The 15,829-nt window shown below is 61.4% G+C and carries 14 protein-coding genes and 1 pseudogene; 5 read left to right on the top strand and 10 right to left on the bottom strand.

The features are described from left to right. The first annotated feature begins 66 nt into the window (after positions 1 to 66). Both J3485_RS24320 and J3485_RS24315 read left to right on the top strand, forming a co-directional pair. A complete protein-coding gene (locus J3485_RS24320; protein ID WP_206956882.1) occupies positions 67 to 1,368 on the top strand; it encodes a UDP-N-acetylglucosamine 1-carboxyvinyltransferase in 1,302 nt (433 codons plus the stop codon). 193 nt (positions 1,369 to 1,561) lie between these two features. After that, positions 1,562 to 2,272, top strand: coding sequence for an MgtC/SapB family protein (locus J3485_RS24315; RefSeq protein ID WP_206956881.1), 711 nt, complete (start codon positions 1,562 to 1,564; stop codon positions 2,270 to 2,272). Positions 2,273 to 2,410: 138 nt separating this feature from the next. Here J3485_RS24315 and J3485_RS24310 read toward each other — a convergent pair whose 3' ends face one another. Beyond that, on the bottom strand, positions 2,411 to 3,421 hold the full coding sequence (locus J3485_RS24310; RefSeq protein ID WP_242539058.1) for an alpha/beta fold hydrolase: 1,011 nt from the start codon (positions 3,419 to 3,421) through the stop codon (positions 2,411 to 2,413). 208 nt (positions 3,422 to 3,629) lie between these two features. Then, positions 3,630 to 3,785, bottom strand: a complete 156-nt coding sequence (locus J3485_RS24305) for a DUF3309 family protein (RefSeq protein ID WP_206956879.1) — start codon at positions 3,783 to 3,785, stop codon at positions 3,630 to 3,632. A 252-nt stretch (positions 3,786 to 4,037) separates the two neighbouring features. On the opposite strand from J3485_RS24305, the pseudogene J3485_RS24300 reads away from it, so the two are divergent. After that, positions 4,038 to 5,510, top strand: a pseudogene (locus tag J3485_RS24300) (cryptochrome/photolyase family protein); the annotation flags it as partial. 9 nt (positions 5,511 to 5,519) lie between these two features. Here J3485_RS24300 and J3485_RS24295 read toward each other — a convergent pair. From J3485_RS24295 to J3485_RS24275, 5 genes are all read right to left on the bottom strand, one after another. Continuing rightward, a complete protein-coding gene (locus J3485_RS24295; RefSeq protein WP_206956878.1) occupies positions 5,520 to 6,644 on the bottom strand; it encodes a dihydrolipoamide acetyltransferase family protein in 1,125 nt (374 codons plus the stop codon). Continuing rightward, positions 6,641 to 7,624 (bottom strand): alpha-ketoacid dehydrogenase subunit beta, encoded by a 984-nt coding sequence (locus J3485_RS24290; protein ID WP_206956877.1) that lies wholly within the window; start codon positions 7,622 to 7,624, stop codon positions 6,641 to 6,643. The genes J3485_RS24295 and J3485_RS24290 overlap by 4 nt, the downstream gene beginning before the upstream one ends. After that, a complete protein-coding gene (pdhA, locus tag J3485_RS24285) occupies positions 7,617 to 8,717 on the bottom strand; it encodes a pyruvate dehydrogenase (acetyl-transferring) E1 component subunit alpha (protein WP_206956876.1) in 1,101 nt (366 codons plus the stop codon). The genes J3485_RS24290 and pdhA overlap by 8 nt, the downstream gene beginning before the upstream one ends. A 149-nt stretch (positions 8,718 to 8,866) precedes the next feature. Continuing rightward, positions 8,867 to 9,070, bottom strand: a complete 204-nt coding sequence (locus tag J3485_RS24280; RefSeq protein WP_206956875.1) for a hypothetical protein — start codon at positions 9,068 to 9,070, stop codon at positions 8,867 to 8,869. A 202-nt stretch (positions 9,071 to 9,272) separates the two neighbouring features. After that, the gene (locus tag J3485_RS24275; protein ID WP_206956874.1) at positions 9,273 to 11,018 is read right to left on the bottom strand and encodes a peptidoglycan D,D-transpeptidase FtsI family protein; all 1,746 of its coding nucleotides are present in this window, start codon (positions 11,016 to 11,018) and stop codon (positions 9,273 to 9,275) included. 721 nt (positions 11,019 to 11,739) lie between these two features. Here J3485_RS24275 and J3485_RS24270 point away from each other — a divergent pair. Together J3485_RS24270 and J3485_RS24265 are read left to right on the top strand one after the other, a co-directional pair. Beyond that, entirely contained in the window at positions 11,740 to 12,174 is a 435-nt protein-coding gene (locus J3485_RS24270) for an ATPase (protein WP_206956873.1), read from the top strand. Continuing rightward, complete coding sequence (locus J3485_RS24265; protein WP_242538913.1) at positions 12,155 to 12,730, top strand: NYN domain-containing protein; 576 nt, start codon at positions 12,155 to 12,157, stop codon at positions 12,728 to 12,730. The genes J3485_RS24270 and J3485_RS24265 overlap by 20 nt, the downstream gene beginning before the upstream one ends. Before the next feature lie 59 nt (positions 12,731 to 12,789). Here the strand turns inward: J3485_RS24265 and J3485_RS24260 are convergent, their stop codons facing one another. The 3 genes from J3485_RS24260 to J3485_RS24250 form a co-directional block, all read right to left on the bottom strand. Further along, the gene (locus J3485_RS24260; protein WP_206956872.1) at positions 12,790 to 13,005 is read right to left on the bottom strand and encodes a hypothetical protein; all 216 of its coding nucleotides are present in this window, start codon (positions 13,003 to 13,005) and stop codon (positions 12,790 to 12,792) included. An 821-nt stretch (positions 13,006 to 13,826) separates the two neighbouring features. Then, positions 13,827 to 15,368 (bottom strand): methyl-accepting chemotaxis protein, encoded by a 1,542-nt coding sequence (locus J3485_RS24255; protein ID WP_206958347.1) that lies wholly within the window; start codon positions 15,366 to 15,368, stop codon positions 13,827 to 13,829. Between the two features lie 225 nt (positions 15,369 to 15,593). Beyond that, positions 15,594 to 15,824: a hypothetical protein gene (locus J3485_RS24250; protein WP_206958499.1), complete on the bottom strand. Its 231-nt coding sequence runs from the start codon at positions 15,822 to 15,824 to the stop codon at positions 15,594 to 15,596. Positions 15,825 to 15,829: the final 5 nt, after the last annotated feature.

Here is a 15,829-nt window from a genome sequence, read left to right as displayed (position 1 = left end):
CGGACGATGGCATGATATGCGCCTGCATTGATCGCCCACGCCTCTTTCATCCGTTTTGCCCCAACTATGTCCGATCTGATCGTCCATGGCGGCCTCCCGCTTCGCGGAGAGATCATCCCGTCCGCCAATAAGAACGCCGTTCTCCCGATTCTTTGCGCCACCTTGCTGACGGACCAGCCGCTGCGGCTCGTCGGCGTGCCTGAAATTACCGACGTCAAGAAAATCCTCGATATTTTTCGCGCGCTAGGCAGCGACGTATCGATGAATTTCTCGACGGGCATTCTCGATCTGCATCATCACGCCACGACGTTCGACCCCGTCAAGCACCATTTGCCCGAGGAGATGCGCTCGTCGATCATGCTCGTGCCGCCGTTGCTCGCCCGCTTCGGCGTGGCGCGGCTCGAGAACGACGTGAAGGGCTGCACGCTGGGCGTGCGCGAAATCGATCCGCACGTCGAGGTGTTCGAGCGTTTCGGCGCGCGCATCGAGCGCACGCCCGATTCGCTGATCGTGCGCACGCAAGCGCGCATGGCCGCGAACAATCACTGGCTCGACTACGCGTCGGTCACGACCACCGAGAATTTCGTGTTGTGCGCGGCCTGTGCAACGGGTACGTCGACGCTCGTCAATGCCGCTTCCGAGCCGCATGTCCAGGAGTTTTGTCGGTTCATCTCGATGCTCGGCGTGCCCGTGGAAGGTATTGGCACCTCGCGTCTCATCGTTGAAGGCGGCCGTCGGCTCGGCGGCGGAGAGTTTCGCTTCAGCGAGGATTTCCACGAGATCGCAACGTTCCTCGCACTGGGCGCGATCACCGGCGGCGACATCGTCGTCAAGAACAGCGCACCCGAGCAATTTCCACTGATCGACCGTACGTTTGCGAAGTTCGGCGTCGACCTGGTCCATCGCGATGGGTGGTCGCGCGCATTGCGGGATGGACCGCTGCGCGTGCGCAGGCCGTTTACGCCCAACATCTTGACGAAGGTCGAAGCGGCGCCTTGGCCGTATTTGCCCGTCGATCTGCTGCCGATCTTCATTGCGCTCGGCGTGCGCGCCGAAGGCAGCGCGATGTTCTGGAACAAGGTGTACGACGGCGCAATGGGGTGGTCGGTCGAATTGTCGAAGTTCGGTGCGCACGTTTTCCTGTCCGATCCCCATCGGCTCATTACGTTCGGCGGCATCCCGCTGAGCCCGGCGAAAGTCGAAAGCCCCTATATCATCCGCGTCGCGATCGCATTGCTGATGGTGGCTTCGAGTATCGAAGGGCGGTCCGTCATCACGAATGCACTGCCGATCAGGCGCGCTCATCCGCGGTTCGTCGAGAATCTGCGCTCGGTCGGGGCGAATGTCGAATGGACGACGAGCGATTGATCGGTTGATTTGGATCGATTGATCGTTGATAGCTGCGCATTAAAGCGCATGCAGTCTCACGCGCTTTAAGGCACGGTCGCATAGGCGGTTGGCTGTGACGAATGACGCACCTCTCACGCCGGGACACTGCGTCCCGCGGGCGCGCGCTTTGCTTGTCACTAGAACATCACGCCTACCGGAAGCCGCACTCAACATGGAGACGATGCCGCTTACGCTCGACTGGCCTTCCGCCGCCGCACGCCTCGCGTGCGCGCTGGTGGCCGGTGCCGCGTTCGGTATCGATCGCAGCGAGTCGGGTAAGGCAGCGGGATTGCGCACGACGATCCTCGTTTGTCTTGCCGCGTGCGTGGCGATGTTGCAAGCGAACGCGCTGCTCGATCAGACAGGCAAAGGGCAAAACAGCTTCGCGGTTCTCGATTTGATGCGTTTGCCGCTCGGCATTCTGACGGGCATGGGTTTTATCGGCGCGGGTGCTGTGTTGCGCAAGGACGGGCTCGTGACCGGCGTGACGACGGCGGCGACGCTCTGGTTCGTGACCGTGATCGGCCTGTGTTTCGGCGGCGGTCAGTACCGCTTGGGCGTGGGCGGGAGCGTAGTCGGCTTGGCGGTGCTATGGGGGTTGCGTTTCGTCGAGCGCAAGCTGGAGCGTCGCAAGGCTGCATGGCTGACGCTTTGCTATTCGATTGGCTCTGACTGCCCGCAACGATTGGCCGAGCAGCTCGCGCGGATGGGTTGCTCACTCGAGCCGCGTGGAGAATACGTCGAACAACGCGACGGCACGCGCGAGTCGCGCTACCTGGTGCGCTGGAAGGAAGAATTCGAGCTTCATTCCGTTGCGACGTCGTTCGGAGAGTTGGGACGTGTGAGCGGTGCGACATCGCTGCAATGGTCGATGGTCGACTGATTCCACTCGGAATTTTGACTACATGGAATTGGGGTAACCTCTCCCGCGCGCAAACAGGTAGTTGAGGACGAAGGCGCCGGATTCCCACACGAATAAAAGCAATAGCGAATCCTTACGATGCGCCCGGCAAAGCACCCGCTAATGCGCAGGAACCGCATCCGCGGCCGCCGCCGGCTTCGAAAGCCAACCGAGCAACGCGCGATGAAACGCCCCGGGGTCCTGTATCTGCGGCGCGTGCCCCAACTCCGGAAACTCGACGAGCGTCGCATTGGGAATGGCATGCATCGCCTCGTGCGCGAGCGCGGGGTAGTGCCCGAGCGTCGCGCGCACTTCGGGGGGTGCCGCATCTTTTCCGATCGCAGTGGTGTCTTTATCGCCGATCATGAGCAGCGTCGGCGGTTGAATCCGAGTGAATTCATACACCACCGGTTGATTGAGGATCATGTCGTAAAGCAGCGCGGAATTCCATGCGACGGCTTGTTTTCCCGGGCCGCGGTCGAGCCCGGCCAGCATCGATACCCAGCGTTCGTAGCTGGGGCTCCAATGCCCCGCGTAGTAAGTCATTCGTTCGTACTGCCGAATACTTTGCGCAGTGACTTTCAGTTCGCGTGCATACCATTGATCGATCGAGATCGGCGGTACGCCTTTCGCGCGCCAGTCTTCGAGGCCGATCGGATCGACCAGCACCAGGCGCTCGGTTTCGTGCGGATACATGAGCGCGTAGCGGATCGCGAGCATCCCGCCGGTCGAATGCCCGACGATGATGGCTTGCGTGATACCGAGCGAAGCGAGCAGCGCATGCGTGTTCAGCGCGAGCTGCTGAAACGAGTATTGATAGGAGAGTGGCTTCGTCGATTTGCAAAAACCGATTTGGTCGGGCGCCACGACACGGTAGCCTGCTTGGACGAGCGTCGCGATCGTGTCTTGCCAAGTTGCAGAGCAAAAGTTCTTGCCGTGCAAAAGGACGGCAACGTGCCCATTCGGATGGGCGGGTTGCACATTCATGTACGCCATGCGCAACGATTGTTGCTGCGAGTCGAACGAGAACCACGAGACGGGATACGGGTAGTCGAATCCTTCGAGCATGGGGCCGTAGCTCGGTGCCTCGGCGTTGGGTTGAGGTGACGGCTCCGCTGCAAGGGCCGCCATGGGCGCGAGCCACCACAGCACGAAGACTTGGGCGACAGTTACGCCGAGTAGCTTGAGTGAGCGCAAGAGGGCGATCATCGTTGGGCATCCTCGTACCGATAGGGAAGTCCCGCGATTCTCTCCGATTCTCGCACTCGCGAAAGTTCGTCACATGCCGCGACGCCGCCGCAACAACGCGGCACCGGGGCGTACCGCGATTCGTCTTCGTCTAGATGCGCCCCAACACCACGAGGATGATGACGATGACGACGATGAGTCCAAGCCCGCCCGTCGGCCCATAGCCCCAGCCGCGGCTATGTGGCCACGCCGGAAATGCGCCGATCAAAAGCAGGATGAGGATGACTAGCAAGATCGTTCCTAACATACTGCCCTCGCTTGAAGTGATTGGAAACGGCGGCACGAGCCGCTGCCGCCACTGTACGCAACTTGTATGCCGCACGAGCCGGCAATCGCGCGAGGCGCGAGCAGGCGGGCGTTTGGAGGTTTTCATCAAGCGCTTGTATAGTGCCGCATTCGTCGACATTACAAACGGAATACGCCGTGATGACATATCGGCACATGCAGGCACCTCAGCGCGGTAACCGCACCGGGACGGCGCTATGACCTTTGATGCGCGCTCGTCTGGTTCCGGCGTGACTTGCGCTGCGACGATCATGCGGCGCTCAGTGATGCGCTCAATACCGCCGATCGCGTATGGTGTGCATTCGTATTCGATACGACGATTCTCGCGCCGCTGCTGCAGTGCAAACAACGCACTCGGCTCGACGAAAAGCCGGCCGACCGACGCATCGATTTCATCCTCGCATCGTTGATAGAACTCGATCGCGCGCTGCAAAAGCGCGGCGGCGGGTTGATCGTCGTACAGGGCGATCCGATCGAATGTATTTCACGGCTAGCTGCGCAACTGGATGTCGACGCCGTTTTCGCCAATCGCGATTACGAGCCCGCGGCGATCGCACGCGACGAGGCCGTCGATCGGCGATTGCAAGCGAGTGGAGCGAAGCTCGTCACCTTCAAGGATCAAGTGATCTTCGAGCGCGACGAGATTTTCAATCAGCAAGGCAGGCCCTATACGGTCTTTACGCCCTATAAGCGCGCATGGTTGACACGGCTGGCACCGGGCGATGTTGCCCCTCGCTCTGCCGATGCTCGGCATGGCCAGCTATGCGCGCCGCCCGAATCGCTGCGTGCGCCGTGGCCCGATCTTAGCGAGCTCGGCTTCACACAGAGTGATTTGCCGACGCTGAAGTTGCCGACGGGCATGAGTGGTGCAGCGCGCTTGCTCGACGATTTCATGGAGCGTATCGATCGATACGACGAGCAGCGCGATTTTCCCGCTGTGAAAGGGCCGAGCTATCTATCGACGCATTTGCGCTTCGGCACGCTTTCGATTCGTAGCCTCGTTAGAGCGGCGCATGCGTTGATGCTGCAACCGCGCGGGCGAGGTGCCGAGATTTGGCTGTCCGAACTCATTTGGCGCGAGTTCTTCTTCATGGTGTTGGCGATGAATCCGCAGCTCGCAAGCGGGGCATCGTTCAAGCCCGAGTACGATGCTATCCGTTGGGAAGCAGGGCCGCAGGCCGATGCGGATTTCGATGCTTGGTGCGAAGGGCGGACGGGCTATCCGCTCGTGGATGCGGGAATGCGTCAGCTCGTGCAGACCGGATATATGCACAACCGATTGCGGATGGTGACGGCTAGTTTTCTGGTGAAAGATTTGGGCATCGATTGGCGGCGCGGCGAGGCGCATTTCGCGCAATGGCTCAACGATTTCGATTTCGCGGCGAACAACGGCGGATGGCAATGAGCCGCGTCGACAGGATGCGATGCCCAGCCGTGGTTTCGCATTTTCAATCCGGTGACGCAATCGAAGCAGTACGACCCCGAGGGGCGGTTCATCAAGCGCTATGTGCCGGAATTGGCGACGGTGCCGGTCAAGTGGATACACGCGCCGTGGCTTGCCGCGCCCGAGGCATTGAACGAGGTCGGGTTCGTGCTCGGGCGTGACTACCCGCAGCCGATCGTCGATCACGCGAAGGCGAGGGCGGCGACATTGGGGCGGTATGGGGAAAGAGCCGAGCCGATTTAGGCAGTCAATTTAAGCAGCCAACTCCAAATTCTCGATCACCGCGCCCAGGAATCGCGCCGCCTCTCCGCCGGTTACCACGCGATGATCGAACGTCAAACTGAGCGGCAAAATGGCATGCACGGCCGGCTTTCCATCGTGCGCCACGACGGCATCATGCACGCGCCCGGCGCCGAGAATCGCCACGGTAGGCGGCACCACGATCGGCGCCGCATATTTGCCCGCGATCATTCCGAAGTTCGACAGCGTGATCGTATTGCCGCGCATTTCTTCGGGTGGAATCTTGCGTGCGCGTATGTCGGCGCGCATGCGATCGAGCCCGGCGCGCAAATCGGCCGCATCGCGATGAGCCACATCGCGCAGTACGGGAACAAATAGCCCATCGGGCAAATCCACGGCAATGCCGACGTCGATCTTCGCCAAAACGCGTCGCCTCGCACTACGCCCGTCGAACCATGCATTGAGTCCCGGCTGCGCGCGACAGCCCGCTACTAGCGCGCGAATCAATCGAATCGTCACATCGGCACCGGGCTCCCACGCATCGATGTCGGCATCGTCGATGACGGTTGCCGCGGCCACTTCGCTCTGCGCTTGCGCCATGTTCTGCGCCATCGCGCGCCGCACGCCGCGCAGCGCTTCGGGCGGACCGAGTTCGGCGAGCAGCTTCGCGGTGCGCTCGACGTCGCTCGAGGTGACGACACCGTCCGGCCCCGTCGGCATCACCATCGTCAAATCGATGTCGAGCTTACGTGCGAGTGCCCGGACGGCGGGCGTAGCCTTGACGGCCTTCGTGCCCACACTGAGCCCACCGCCGGGCGCGACAACGAAATGCGCCGCTTCATGCACGACGCGCTCGCTCGTTTCCATACGGCCCACGACGGTACCCGTATCAGCCTGGCCTCCTTCGCCTTCGAAGCCGACGAGCGCCGCGCCCAGGTGCACGATGTCGCCCTTCTTGCCGTAAAGCTTCGCAATGCGACCGGCCTGCGGCGATGGGATATCGACGATTGCCTTTGCTGTCTCGACCGACACGACCGGTTGATCGGTTTTGACTTCGTCGCCGGCATTCACATGCCATTCGACGATCTCCGCCTCTTGCAAGCCTTCTCCAAGATCGGGCAGCTTGAAGATGTTCATGATGGTGCCTCGAGCGTTTTCTTTACCGCACTCATGATGCGCGCGACGCTTGGGATGTACTGCGACTCCAGCCGGAACAGCGGCACGACGACGTCATAACCGGTTACGCGTTCGATCGGCGCGAGCAGCGAATAGAGTCCGCGTTCCGCGATCGCAGCCGCGATCTCCGCGCCCAAGCCGCATGTGCGCGGTGCTTCGTGCACGATGACGCAACGGCCCGTCTTGGTCACCGAAGCCAAGATGGTGTCGAGGTCGAGCGGCTTGAGGGTGGCGACGTCGATGACTTCGGCGGCGATGCCGTCCTCTGCCAATTGCTCGGCAGTCCTAAGTACTTCCTGGAGCATGGCCCCCCACGAGACGAGCGTCACGTCGGTGCCTTCGCGCAAGGTGAAACAGGTGTCGAGCGGCAGCGCTTCGCCGCTGTCTTCGATGGTTTGCTTGAACAATCGGTAGAGCCGTGTCGGCTCGAGAAAGATCACCGGATCGGGATCGCGGATCGCCGCGAGCAACAATCCATAAGCGCGCGCGGGCGAGGAGGGCATGACGACGCGCAAGCCGGGAATGTGCGCGAACAGCGCTTCGGGGCTTTCCGAATGATGCTCCGGTGCGTGTATGCCCGCGCCGCACGGCGAACGAATCACGAGCGGGCACGTCAAGCGGCCGCGTGTGCGATGGCGCAAACGGGACGCGTGATTGAGCACGTGGTCGATGACGGGATAGATGAAGCCCGTGAATTGAATCTCGGCCACAGGATGCAGACCCATCGCAGCCATGCCGATCGCCGCGCCTGCGATGCCGGCTTCGGCAAGCGGCGTATCGACTACGCGCTGTGCGCCGAAACGCGCTTGCAGTCCCAGCGTTGCACGGAATACGCCACCGTTGGCGCCGATGTCTTCTCCGAGCAGCACCACGGACGGATCGTGCTCGAGCGCATGGGCGAGCGCGAGGTTGACGGCTTCGACGAGTGCGACCTCAGCCATGTCCTTTCTCCGCTCGTTTTTCCTCTTGTTCGGCGAAGTACTGCGCCATCGTCAATTGCTCGTTCAATGCGTGCGGCAGTGACGCATAGAGATGCTCGAACATGGCGGGTACGTCGGGCGGCGCAACGGCGAGATACGATTGCACGGCCGCGTCGACGATTCGTTGGCAGTCCTGATTGAGTGCATCCTCTCGTGCTTTGTCCCATGCGTCGCGCGACGACAAATATTTGCGCAAGCGCACGATCGGTTCGGCCAGCCAGGCTTGCGCAACGAGCTCGGGATCGCGGTAGCGGGTGGCATCGTCGGCCGTCGTATGATCGCCGAGGCGGTAGCTCAGCGCTTCGATCAGCGTGGGTCCGTCACCGCGCCGCGCCTTGGCCAGCGCATCGCGCGCCGCTTCATGTACGGCGATGACGTCGTTGCCGTCCACTTGCCGGCCTTCGATGCCGGCCGCAATCGCCTTTTGCGCGAGCGTTTGCGCAGCCGTCTGCCGCGCACGCGGCACCGAGATCGCCCATTGATTGTCATTGACGACGATGACGAGCGGCGCTTGCCACACGCTTGCCATATTCATCGCCTCGTAGAAGTCGCCTTTGGAGGTACCGCCGTCGCCGACGATCGCGACGGCCACGCGCGCTTCACCGCGCAAACGGAACGCGTAGGCGGCGCCCGCCGCGTGGCATACCTGCGTGCCGATCGGAACGCAGTTGGGGAAATCGTGCGGCGCGGCAGCGAAATCGCTGCCGCGTTCGTCGCCGCCCCAGTACAGCAGGCTTTCGGTCATCGTGACGCCGCGCAGCAATTGCGCGGCATGGTCGCGATACGAGGGGAAGAGGGCGTCTTCGGGCTGCATGGCCGACGCAACGCCTACGCCGATGGCCTCTTGCCCGACGGAGGAGGCGAACGTGCCGAGCTTGCCGGTCCGCTGCAATGCAACAGCCTTCGCATCGAATGCGCGCGTCAGCACCATGGCGCGATAGAACGCCGCGACCATTTCGGTGTCATTCGCGAATTCGGGTAGGGGCCCTGTCGGTACGCCGTCAGCATCGAGAAATTGCGTGTACTCGATATGAAAGCTGGCGACCGTCGTCATGATTGATGTCCTGGATGAGCGCCTCGCGCGGGGCGCTGCCTTTGTTCTTCCTCAAACGTTACTACGTCTGTGACTGAAAACAAGGTGGGGTCATCGCCATGCGCGCGCCGCTTCGCACAGGCATTGCGCTAATCGGGCGCCGCATGCGATCACGCGTCCGCCTTCATGCCTTGCAAGCAAGCATTGCCGGCGTCGCGCGCGGCGGCGCTCGTTGCGTAGACTTCCTCGGATACGAGCGAACGCTTGACTTCATGGGCGGCAAAATCGACGAAGCTGAGCACCCACACATAGCCGCCCTGATGTTCCGCGGTTTGGACGAATGCGCTTCGATCACCGTTGGCTGTTTCTTTCATCGATTTCTCCCGACGCGGCCCGCACGGGTGCGCACATCGACACATGCCTCGACGCGCGGTGCCTCGAAAAATGGATAGGCAGCGATCATTCCGCCGAAGATTGCGTGCGGCACGCTTTACAAGCGTGGGACGCTCAATCGATTGTAGGCGGCGCCGCGCAAATCGCTAACCGTTCTTTGAGGATCGGACCCGCAGCGCTGCCCTATGCGTCGGGCGCCGGTTGCGGGCTAGGCGGCACGCCGAGCAATTGCAATGCGCCACCGGCCACGGCGGCGAATACGGGCCCTGCGACGGCGCCGCCGTAGTACGACGGGCCGGAAGGCTCGTCGATCATCACCGCGACGACGAGCTTCGGGGCGTCGATCGGCGCAAGGCCGACGAATAGCGAACGGTATCGGTTTTTGGCGTATCCCGTCCCCGCATGTTTCCATGCGGTACCTGTCTTGCCGCCCACGCGGTAGCCCTCGACGTGCGCGGCGCGTCCCGTGCCGCCCGCTAGCGTTGCCGCTTCGAGCATCGTGCGCAGCGATGCTGCGGTGCGTTTCGACATGACGCGTACACCGGCGTCGATCGGCGGTTCGATCGCGCCATCGTCTTGGGCGATCAGGACTACGGGCTGTAGCGTGCCGTCGCCGGCCACGGCGGTATAGGCTTGCGCCATTTGCAGCAGCGAAGTCGACAAGCCGTAGCCATAGCCCATCGTCGCTTGCTCGACGGGACGCCATCGCTGCCACGGCCTGAGCCTGCCGGCAGCGACGCCGGGAAACGGCAGCGACGGCGGCAGGCCGAGGCCGTATCGGTGATAAGCAGTCCAAAGTGTTTCGGGCGGCAGCGTCAAGGCGATTTTGGCGAGTGCGATATTGCTCGATGTGGCAAGTGCCTGCGCCACGCTGATGGTGCCGTGATTGGACGTGTCGTGAATCGTATTCGCACCGATTCGATAGCGGCCCGGAGCCGTATCGATCAGTGTGTCGGGCCCGACGCTTCCTGCGTCGAGCGCCGTGGCGATCGCCAGCGGCTTGATCGTCGAGCCGGGTTCGAACGTATCGACGACGGCGCGATTGCGCATCGCGCGTGGCGTCAAGGCGGCACGCGCATTCGGGTCGAACGACGGGGCGTTGGCGAGCGCGAGGATTTCGCCCGTGGCCGCATCGAGGACGACGGCGCTGCCCGCGTGCGCGCGATGGCGTTCGAGCGCGAGCTTCAGTTGCGCGAAGGCGAGTTGCTGGATGCGACGATCGATCGTGAGTCGAACGGTTTTTCCGGGACGCGCGGGGACGAGCGGCCGCAAGTCCGACACCATACGCCCGAGGCGATCGCGGATGATCTCGCGTTCGCCCGGTTGGCCGGCCAGTTGCGCGTTGGCAGCCAGTTCGACGCCTTCTTGGCCGACGTCGTCGATATCGGTCAGACCTACGACATGTGCCGCCGATTCTCCTTCGGGATAAAAGCGCTTGGAAGAAGGGGCTTGCGTGATGCCAGGCATGCCGAGGCCTGCGATGCGGCTCGCCGTTTGTGTGTCGACATGGCGTTTGAGTAAGACGTTGAGGCGTGTCGAGTCGAGGCGTTCGTGCAATTGGGTGAGTGAGAGCGCAAGCAGGTCGGAAAGGGGGGCGAGGGCCGCGCGATCGATACGGCTGGGTTCGGCCCATATTTCGTATGTCGTGAGACTGACGGCGAGCAAGGCACCGTGACGATCCACGATGTCGCCGCGCTTCGCTTCGAGTGCGAGCATTTGTTTATGCCGCTTTTCTCCCTGAGCGACGTGAAATTCGTGTTCGGCGATTTGCACCCAGCCGGCACGTGCGGCGAGGCCGACGAATGCAAGCGTGATCGCGGTCATGACGAAGGCCGAACGTTTCGTGTGCCAGCGCGGTGCGAGAAGGACGGTGCTTGCGAGAGGTCGAGGCGAATACGGTGCGGGGCGTTTCCGGGGCGGTGCGGTCATTGGGCGATGACGAGTGGGCTCGAAGGGCGCGCCGAGCGGCGCGGGCTCGTATTGTAAATAAATTGTAATATTTTCGGTTCAAATCTGAGATGGCCTCGAAACAAGTGTCCGCTTTTGAGGGCCAACTTCGGTTCTGTTACAGAATGTCGAAGTCGTCACCAGAACGCGTGCAGTAGGCTATTCTTGCGAGTCGCTGACCGAGATCGTCAAGCGGCTTCGTCAGCAAGCTAGCCTTGAGCAAGGTAACGCTACAGCCGCATGACGTTCTTTGCTATCAGCTTCCATTGCCAAGGGCGATCACTGAAGATCATCCAACAGTTGATCGGCGTTTCCAGCTTGGCCGCCGTTAAGCGTTTGGTGACCCGCGACCCACTGAGCCGTCGGTTGTGCTCCGAGTGATCTGATGGCGCTGCTCGGAAATTTTGAGTGAATGATAATGGCGTGGTCGGCGCATGCGCGCCGGGTGAAAGCTAGTCTCCCGTGGAGAAGTCGATATGTTGGACGTTCGAGTTTTGGAAACAGCAACGCCGCTCGAAGAAAGTCGTTTTTTCGAGGCGTTCGAGCGGGAAGTCGAGGCCGGTAGCGATGAAGCTGCACGGCATCACCTAGAAGCGGGGCGACCGATCTACATCAGCGATGATCGGTTTCCGGGCGACTCCCCGTTATCAACCCGGATGATATTGCGGCAGCGGAGGACGTAACCCCAATCCGTGCCGGCAGATTGGCGATTTCTCGCCAGCGCGAGTTGCTCGCATCCGCGCGGAGCTTTGCGTTCGAAACGACGTTATCAGGGCAGCACGAACTTGACGTGATGCGAAAGGCCGCGAGCCTTGGCTACAAGATCAATCTCGTGTTCATCTCGTTGGGCACGCCGGCTATGTCGATCGGTAGGATCTCGCAGCGTGTATTGGATGGCGGGCATGACATTCCCGCAACTGACGTGGTGCGCCGCTTCGAGCGTAGTATGTCAAATTTGCGACAAGCGTTGAAGCAGTCCGATCGTGCATTCGGACTTGATAATGCCAGTCCGAGGGCGCGCCTGTTGATTTCGATCGAGGATGGCAAGCTAAAGCGGGCTACTCGGGATTTGCCGGCGTGGGCCATCCCCGTCCTATCGCGATATTGCAACGCAGAGCATGAGCCGAACGAGGAATAGGGAAAGTTGCATGATGAGTAGAACTGTTTGGATTGTCGACGGAGCATACCTTTGGAATTTTGGTAAAGGCCGTCCCGCGGGTGTCGACTATCTCAAGCTCAAAAAGGAACTCGAGACTGCCAACGGCGAACCCATTTATGAAGCCTACTACTTGAACTCAACGCAGGACCCGGCAACGGACGCGCAGAACGCCTTTCATACATGGCTGAAATGTGCCGCTCCCCGCGGCCCGAAGATGCGAGTTCAGTTATATCGGCTGAAGGACATGCATGCCAAGTGCTCGTCTTGCGGTCACGAGTTCGAGCGGCAGGTTCAAAAGGGCGTCGATGTCGGCATTGCAACGCTGATCGTCAAGCTGGCCAGTCAAGGCATGTACGACCGCCTTATCTTGACCGCCGGTGACGGCGATTTCGAGGACGCTATCTCTTACGTCAAGTCGGAACTGCACAAGGAATTTTGGCTGAACGGAGGACAGAACAGCTTGTCGGCCGATCTGCAATCGTACGCGGACGATGTGCTATGGCTCGATGATATGGTTCCGGCAATCGATAAATAGGAAGGCACCCGGCGCGCGAGCGACGTTCCGTTGAGCGACGCCGGGCGCCTAATGAACAGTCACTTGGGGGGCTGGGCTGTTCCACTTGCCTGCTCGGCCGCCTGCGCACGCCGCTTGGCAAAGGCCTCTTCGTTGTACGCGTTAGCGTGTTTTAAGTCATTGTCCTGGGTTGGATTTCGCATATACGCATCAAGGCTGAGATTCACTTCCGTCGTCTTACGCTTCGCCAAGTCACCGTAGATTTCCGGTCTTTCTGGAGTGAATGCGCCGTTCACGTGCTGGTCCACAAAGCTGTGATACGAGTCCAACGTGGTAGCCAGTTGTTTAAAATCCGCGGACGTAGCCGCAGTTCGATACCCTTGAGCCAGTTGATCACGTATTTGCGCTAGACCCTGAGCATGCTCAGGGTCGAAACCGACTGGCGTGCCCTTCGAAAGAACGTCCGCAGCCTCTCCCATTGTCGCGTCAGCGAAGTCTGCGTCGTCCGCATTCACACGCGCTGAAAAAGCGTCGGCACCTCGCTTGTCTGCTACTGCGTGTGCTACTAGGTTTGTCCCCCCACTGACGACTGCCACAACCGCGGCGACGCTACCCACAGTTCGACTGATCCGATGCGACCCGGATGATTGGGCCCGTGCTCTCAGCGATGACAGCAGGCCAGGACGATTTGACGTCGTGCGCGGCGCCGCCGATGTCTCCGCATTCGACGCCCCTTTTTCGGGACCGTTATGGGGAACGTACGGGCTACCCGATCCGTTAATTTTTGCCATAGTGACTGCTCCGTTGTCAGCGAAAGGCTATCGTCTATATCAACGCGAGCGTAGTCTCGACTAAAACGTCTTGGGAATTTATGAGGCGCACGCCGAGGTGCAAATGCGAAGTGCGATGGTATCGCTCGAACGTAACCGTTTATTCTTTCTTATCCGCGACCTAAACGTGCACATAAAATGCTGCCGCCGTGGCCGGCGGGCAAACGCGAAATGAGGATGTTTCAGAAAAACAAACCGCCGCGAGTGCGGCGGTTTACCGTGCAGCGAATCGAGAAGGGGAGGCGTCGATCGATGTCTCGATGACGCCCGTCGCGCAGCGGAACCCGTTACGCCGGCAACGAGAATCCTGAAATTGCTTCCCGCAGCGCAGTCGCCTGATCCTTCAGCGATTGCGCGGCCGCCGCCGCTTCTTCAACGAGCGCCGCATTTTGCTGCGTCACCTTGTCCATTTCGCCGACGGCGCGGTTCACCTGCTCGATCCCCGCGCTCTGCTCGCGAGACGCATGGCTGATCTCTTCGAGGATTTCATTGACGCGACGCACTGACTGCACGATTTCGCCCATCGTCGAGCCCGCGTTCGCCACGAGCGCGGCGCCTTGGTCGACCGTATTCGTCGACGTTTCGATCAGCGCTTTGATTTCCTTGGCCGCCGTGGCCGAGCGCTGCGCGAGGCTGCGCACTTCCGATGCGACGACGGCGAAGCCGCGCCCTTGTTCGCCGGCCCGTGCGGCTTCGACCGCCGCATTGAGCGCAAGGATATTCGTTTGGAACGCGATGCCGTCGATCACGCCGATGATGTCGCCGATTTTTTGCGAGCTCGACGTGATCTCGTTCATCGTGCGCACGACGTCATCGACGACGCTGCTGCCGCGCGTGGCGACGCCGGCCGCTTGCTCCGCGAGCTTCGCGGCTTGCGACGCGCTTTCGGCATTCATCTTCACATTCGTCGTCATTTGATCCATGCTCGACGCCGTTTGGACGAGCGCCGAGGCTTGCTGTTCCGTGCGCTGCGACAAATCGGTGTTGCCGGCGGCGATCTCGCTCGCGCCGACGTTGATGTTCTCGGTGCCGGTGCGCACGCGCATGACCGCATCGGCGAGGCCCGATTGCATTTGCGAGAGCGCCGCCATCAGGCTCGAATCGTCGCCGTGCGTGACGGGAATGCGCGCCGTGAGGTCGCCGTGAGCGATGCGCCGAGCCGTGTCGACTGCCACTTCGAGATCGCCGCCGAGCCCACGCCGCACGCTGCGCAGCACGATCACCATCGCGACGGTCGCCAACAGTCCGAGCACGCCGATGATGCCGCTCCAGCGAATCAGGTTCGAGACGAACGCGGCATTGACGTCGTCCATATACATGCCGGTGACGAGGTCCAATTGCCACGGTGCGAACCGCAGCACGTAGGACAGTTTGGATACGGGCTCTTCGCTGCCGGGCTTGGACCACAGGTAATGGACGAACCCGCCGCCGTCTTGCCCTGCGGCCTTGGCGATGTCGGTGAACAAGTGATTACCGGCCGGGTCCGTGAAACTCGCCAGATTCTTGCCGTCCAACTCCGGCTTGATCGGATGCATCAGCATGACCGATTCGGGATTGGTGACCGAGAAGTATCCGTCCTTGCCGTAGCGGAGCACGGAAATCGCTTGAAGCGCTTGCTTCTTCGCATCGTCCTCGCTCAGCGTATGTTGCTGGCTTGCGTCGTAGTAGTGCTGCAGAATGCTGTTCGCTTCCTGCGTGAGTGCGACGAGCTGGGCTTCGCGATCATCGATCATCGACGCCCGATTTTGCCAAACACCGGCTATCCCGATGAGGATGAGCCCGGCCCACAGTACCGCGATCATCGAACCAAGTTTTCGATTCAAGGTCATTTTCTGCATTCGTCGCTCTCGATGGGTCGATCCGTCAGCGGCTTCGTATGATGAATTCTCAACTTGAGGCGAAGCCACGCATGGCCGGTTTATCGGCGCATCGTTTCAGCGGCGCAGAGGGGGAAACCCTGACTACGTGCAGGCCATTCGGGAGGCTGCGAGCCGATGATCGGCTCGCAGCGGTGGCGCCGAGCGCCGTCATGCCAACGGTAAACTCGGCACGGGCTACGTCTGCGACGGATTCTTGTCCGGCGGGCCCTCTGGCCGCTGCGGCTCGTCGTTATGGTGACCGGGCGCGGGAGGCACCACGGGCTCGCCCTCCGGGTCGCGCGTCGGGTCGGCGAGGGGATCGGGAATCGGTGCGGTATGCATGCGATAGTCCATGGCGTACGCGTATCGGTGACAAGTGGCGGCCACGCCCGAGATGGCGGCGCGGCTTTCTCTTTTATATGCCATCGATC

It is taken from the genome of Trinickia acidisoli, from assembly GCF_017315725.1.
In the GTDB taxonomy this organism is placed as follows: Bacteria; Pseudomonadota; Gammaproteobacteria; order Burkholderiales; family Burkholderiaceae; genus Trinickia; species Trinickia acidisoli.
This window is presented reverse-complemented; position numbering and strand designations above follow the sequence as displayed.

Bases quoted from the DNA above. Each gene is read 5' to 3' on its own strand.
- J3485_RS24280 (WP_206956875.1), bottom strand. From the start codon at position 9,070: ATGAAAGAAACAGCCAACGGTGATCGAAGCGCATTCGTCCAAACCGCG.
- J3485_RS24305 (WP_206956879.1), bottom strand. From the start codon at position 3,785: ATGTTAGGAACGATCTTGCTAGTCATCCTCATCCTGCTTTTGATCGGC.
- J3485_RS24255 (WP_206958347.1), bottom strand. From the start codon at position 15,368: ATGACCTTGAATCGAAAACTTGGTTCGATGATCGCGGTACTGTGGGCC.
- J3485_RS24315 (WP_206956881.1), top strand. From the start codon at position 1,562: ATGGAGACGATGCCGCTTACGCTCGACTGGCCTTCCGCCGCCGCACGC.
- J3485_RS24295 (WP_206956878.1), bottom strand. From the start codon at position 6,644: ATGAACATCTTCAAGCTGCCCGATCTTGGAGAAGGCTTGCAAGAGGCG.
- J3485_RS24290 (WP_206956877.1), bottom strand. From the start codon at position 7,624: ATGGCTGAGGTCGCACTCGTCGAAGCCGTCAACCTCGCGCTCGCCCAT.
- pdhA (WP_206956876.1), bottom strand. From the start codon at position 8,717: ATGACGACGGTCGCCAGCTTTCATATCGAGTACACGCAATTTCTCGAT.
- J3485_RS24310 (WP_242539058.1), bottom strand. From the start codon at position 3,421: ATGGCGGCCCTTGCAGCGGAGCCGTCACCTCAACCCAACGCCGAGGCA.
- J3485_RS24320 (WP_206956882.1), top strand. From the start codon at position 67: ATGTCCGATCTGATCGTCCATGGCGGCCTCCCGCTTCGCGGAGAGATC.
- J3485_RS24265 (WP_242538913.1), top strand. From the start codon at position 12,155: ATGAGCCGAACGAGGAATAGGGAAAGTTGCATGATGAGTAGAACTGTT.
- J3485_RS24250 (WP_206958499.1), bottom strand. From the start codon at position 15,824: ATGGCATATAAAAGAGAAAGCCGCGCCGCCATCTCGGGCGTGGCCGCC.
- J3485_RS24275 (WP_206956874.1), bottom strand. From the start codon at position 11,018: ATGACCGCACCGCCCCGGAAACGCCCCGCACCGTATTCGCCTCGACCT.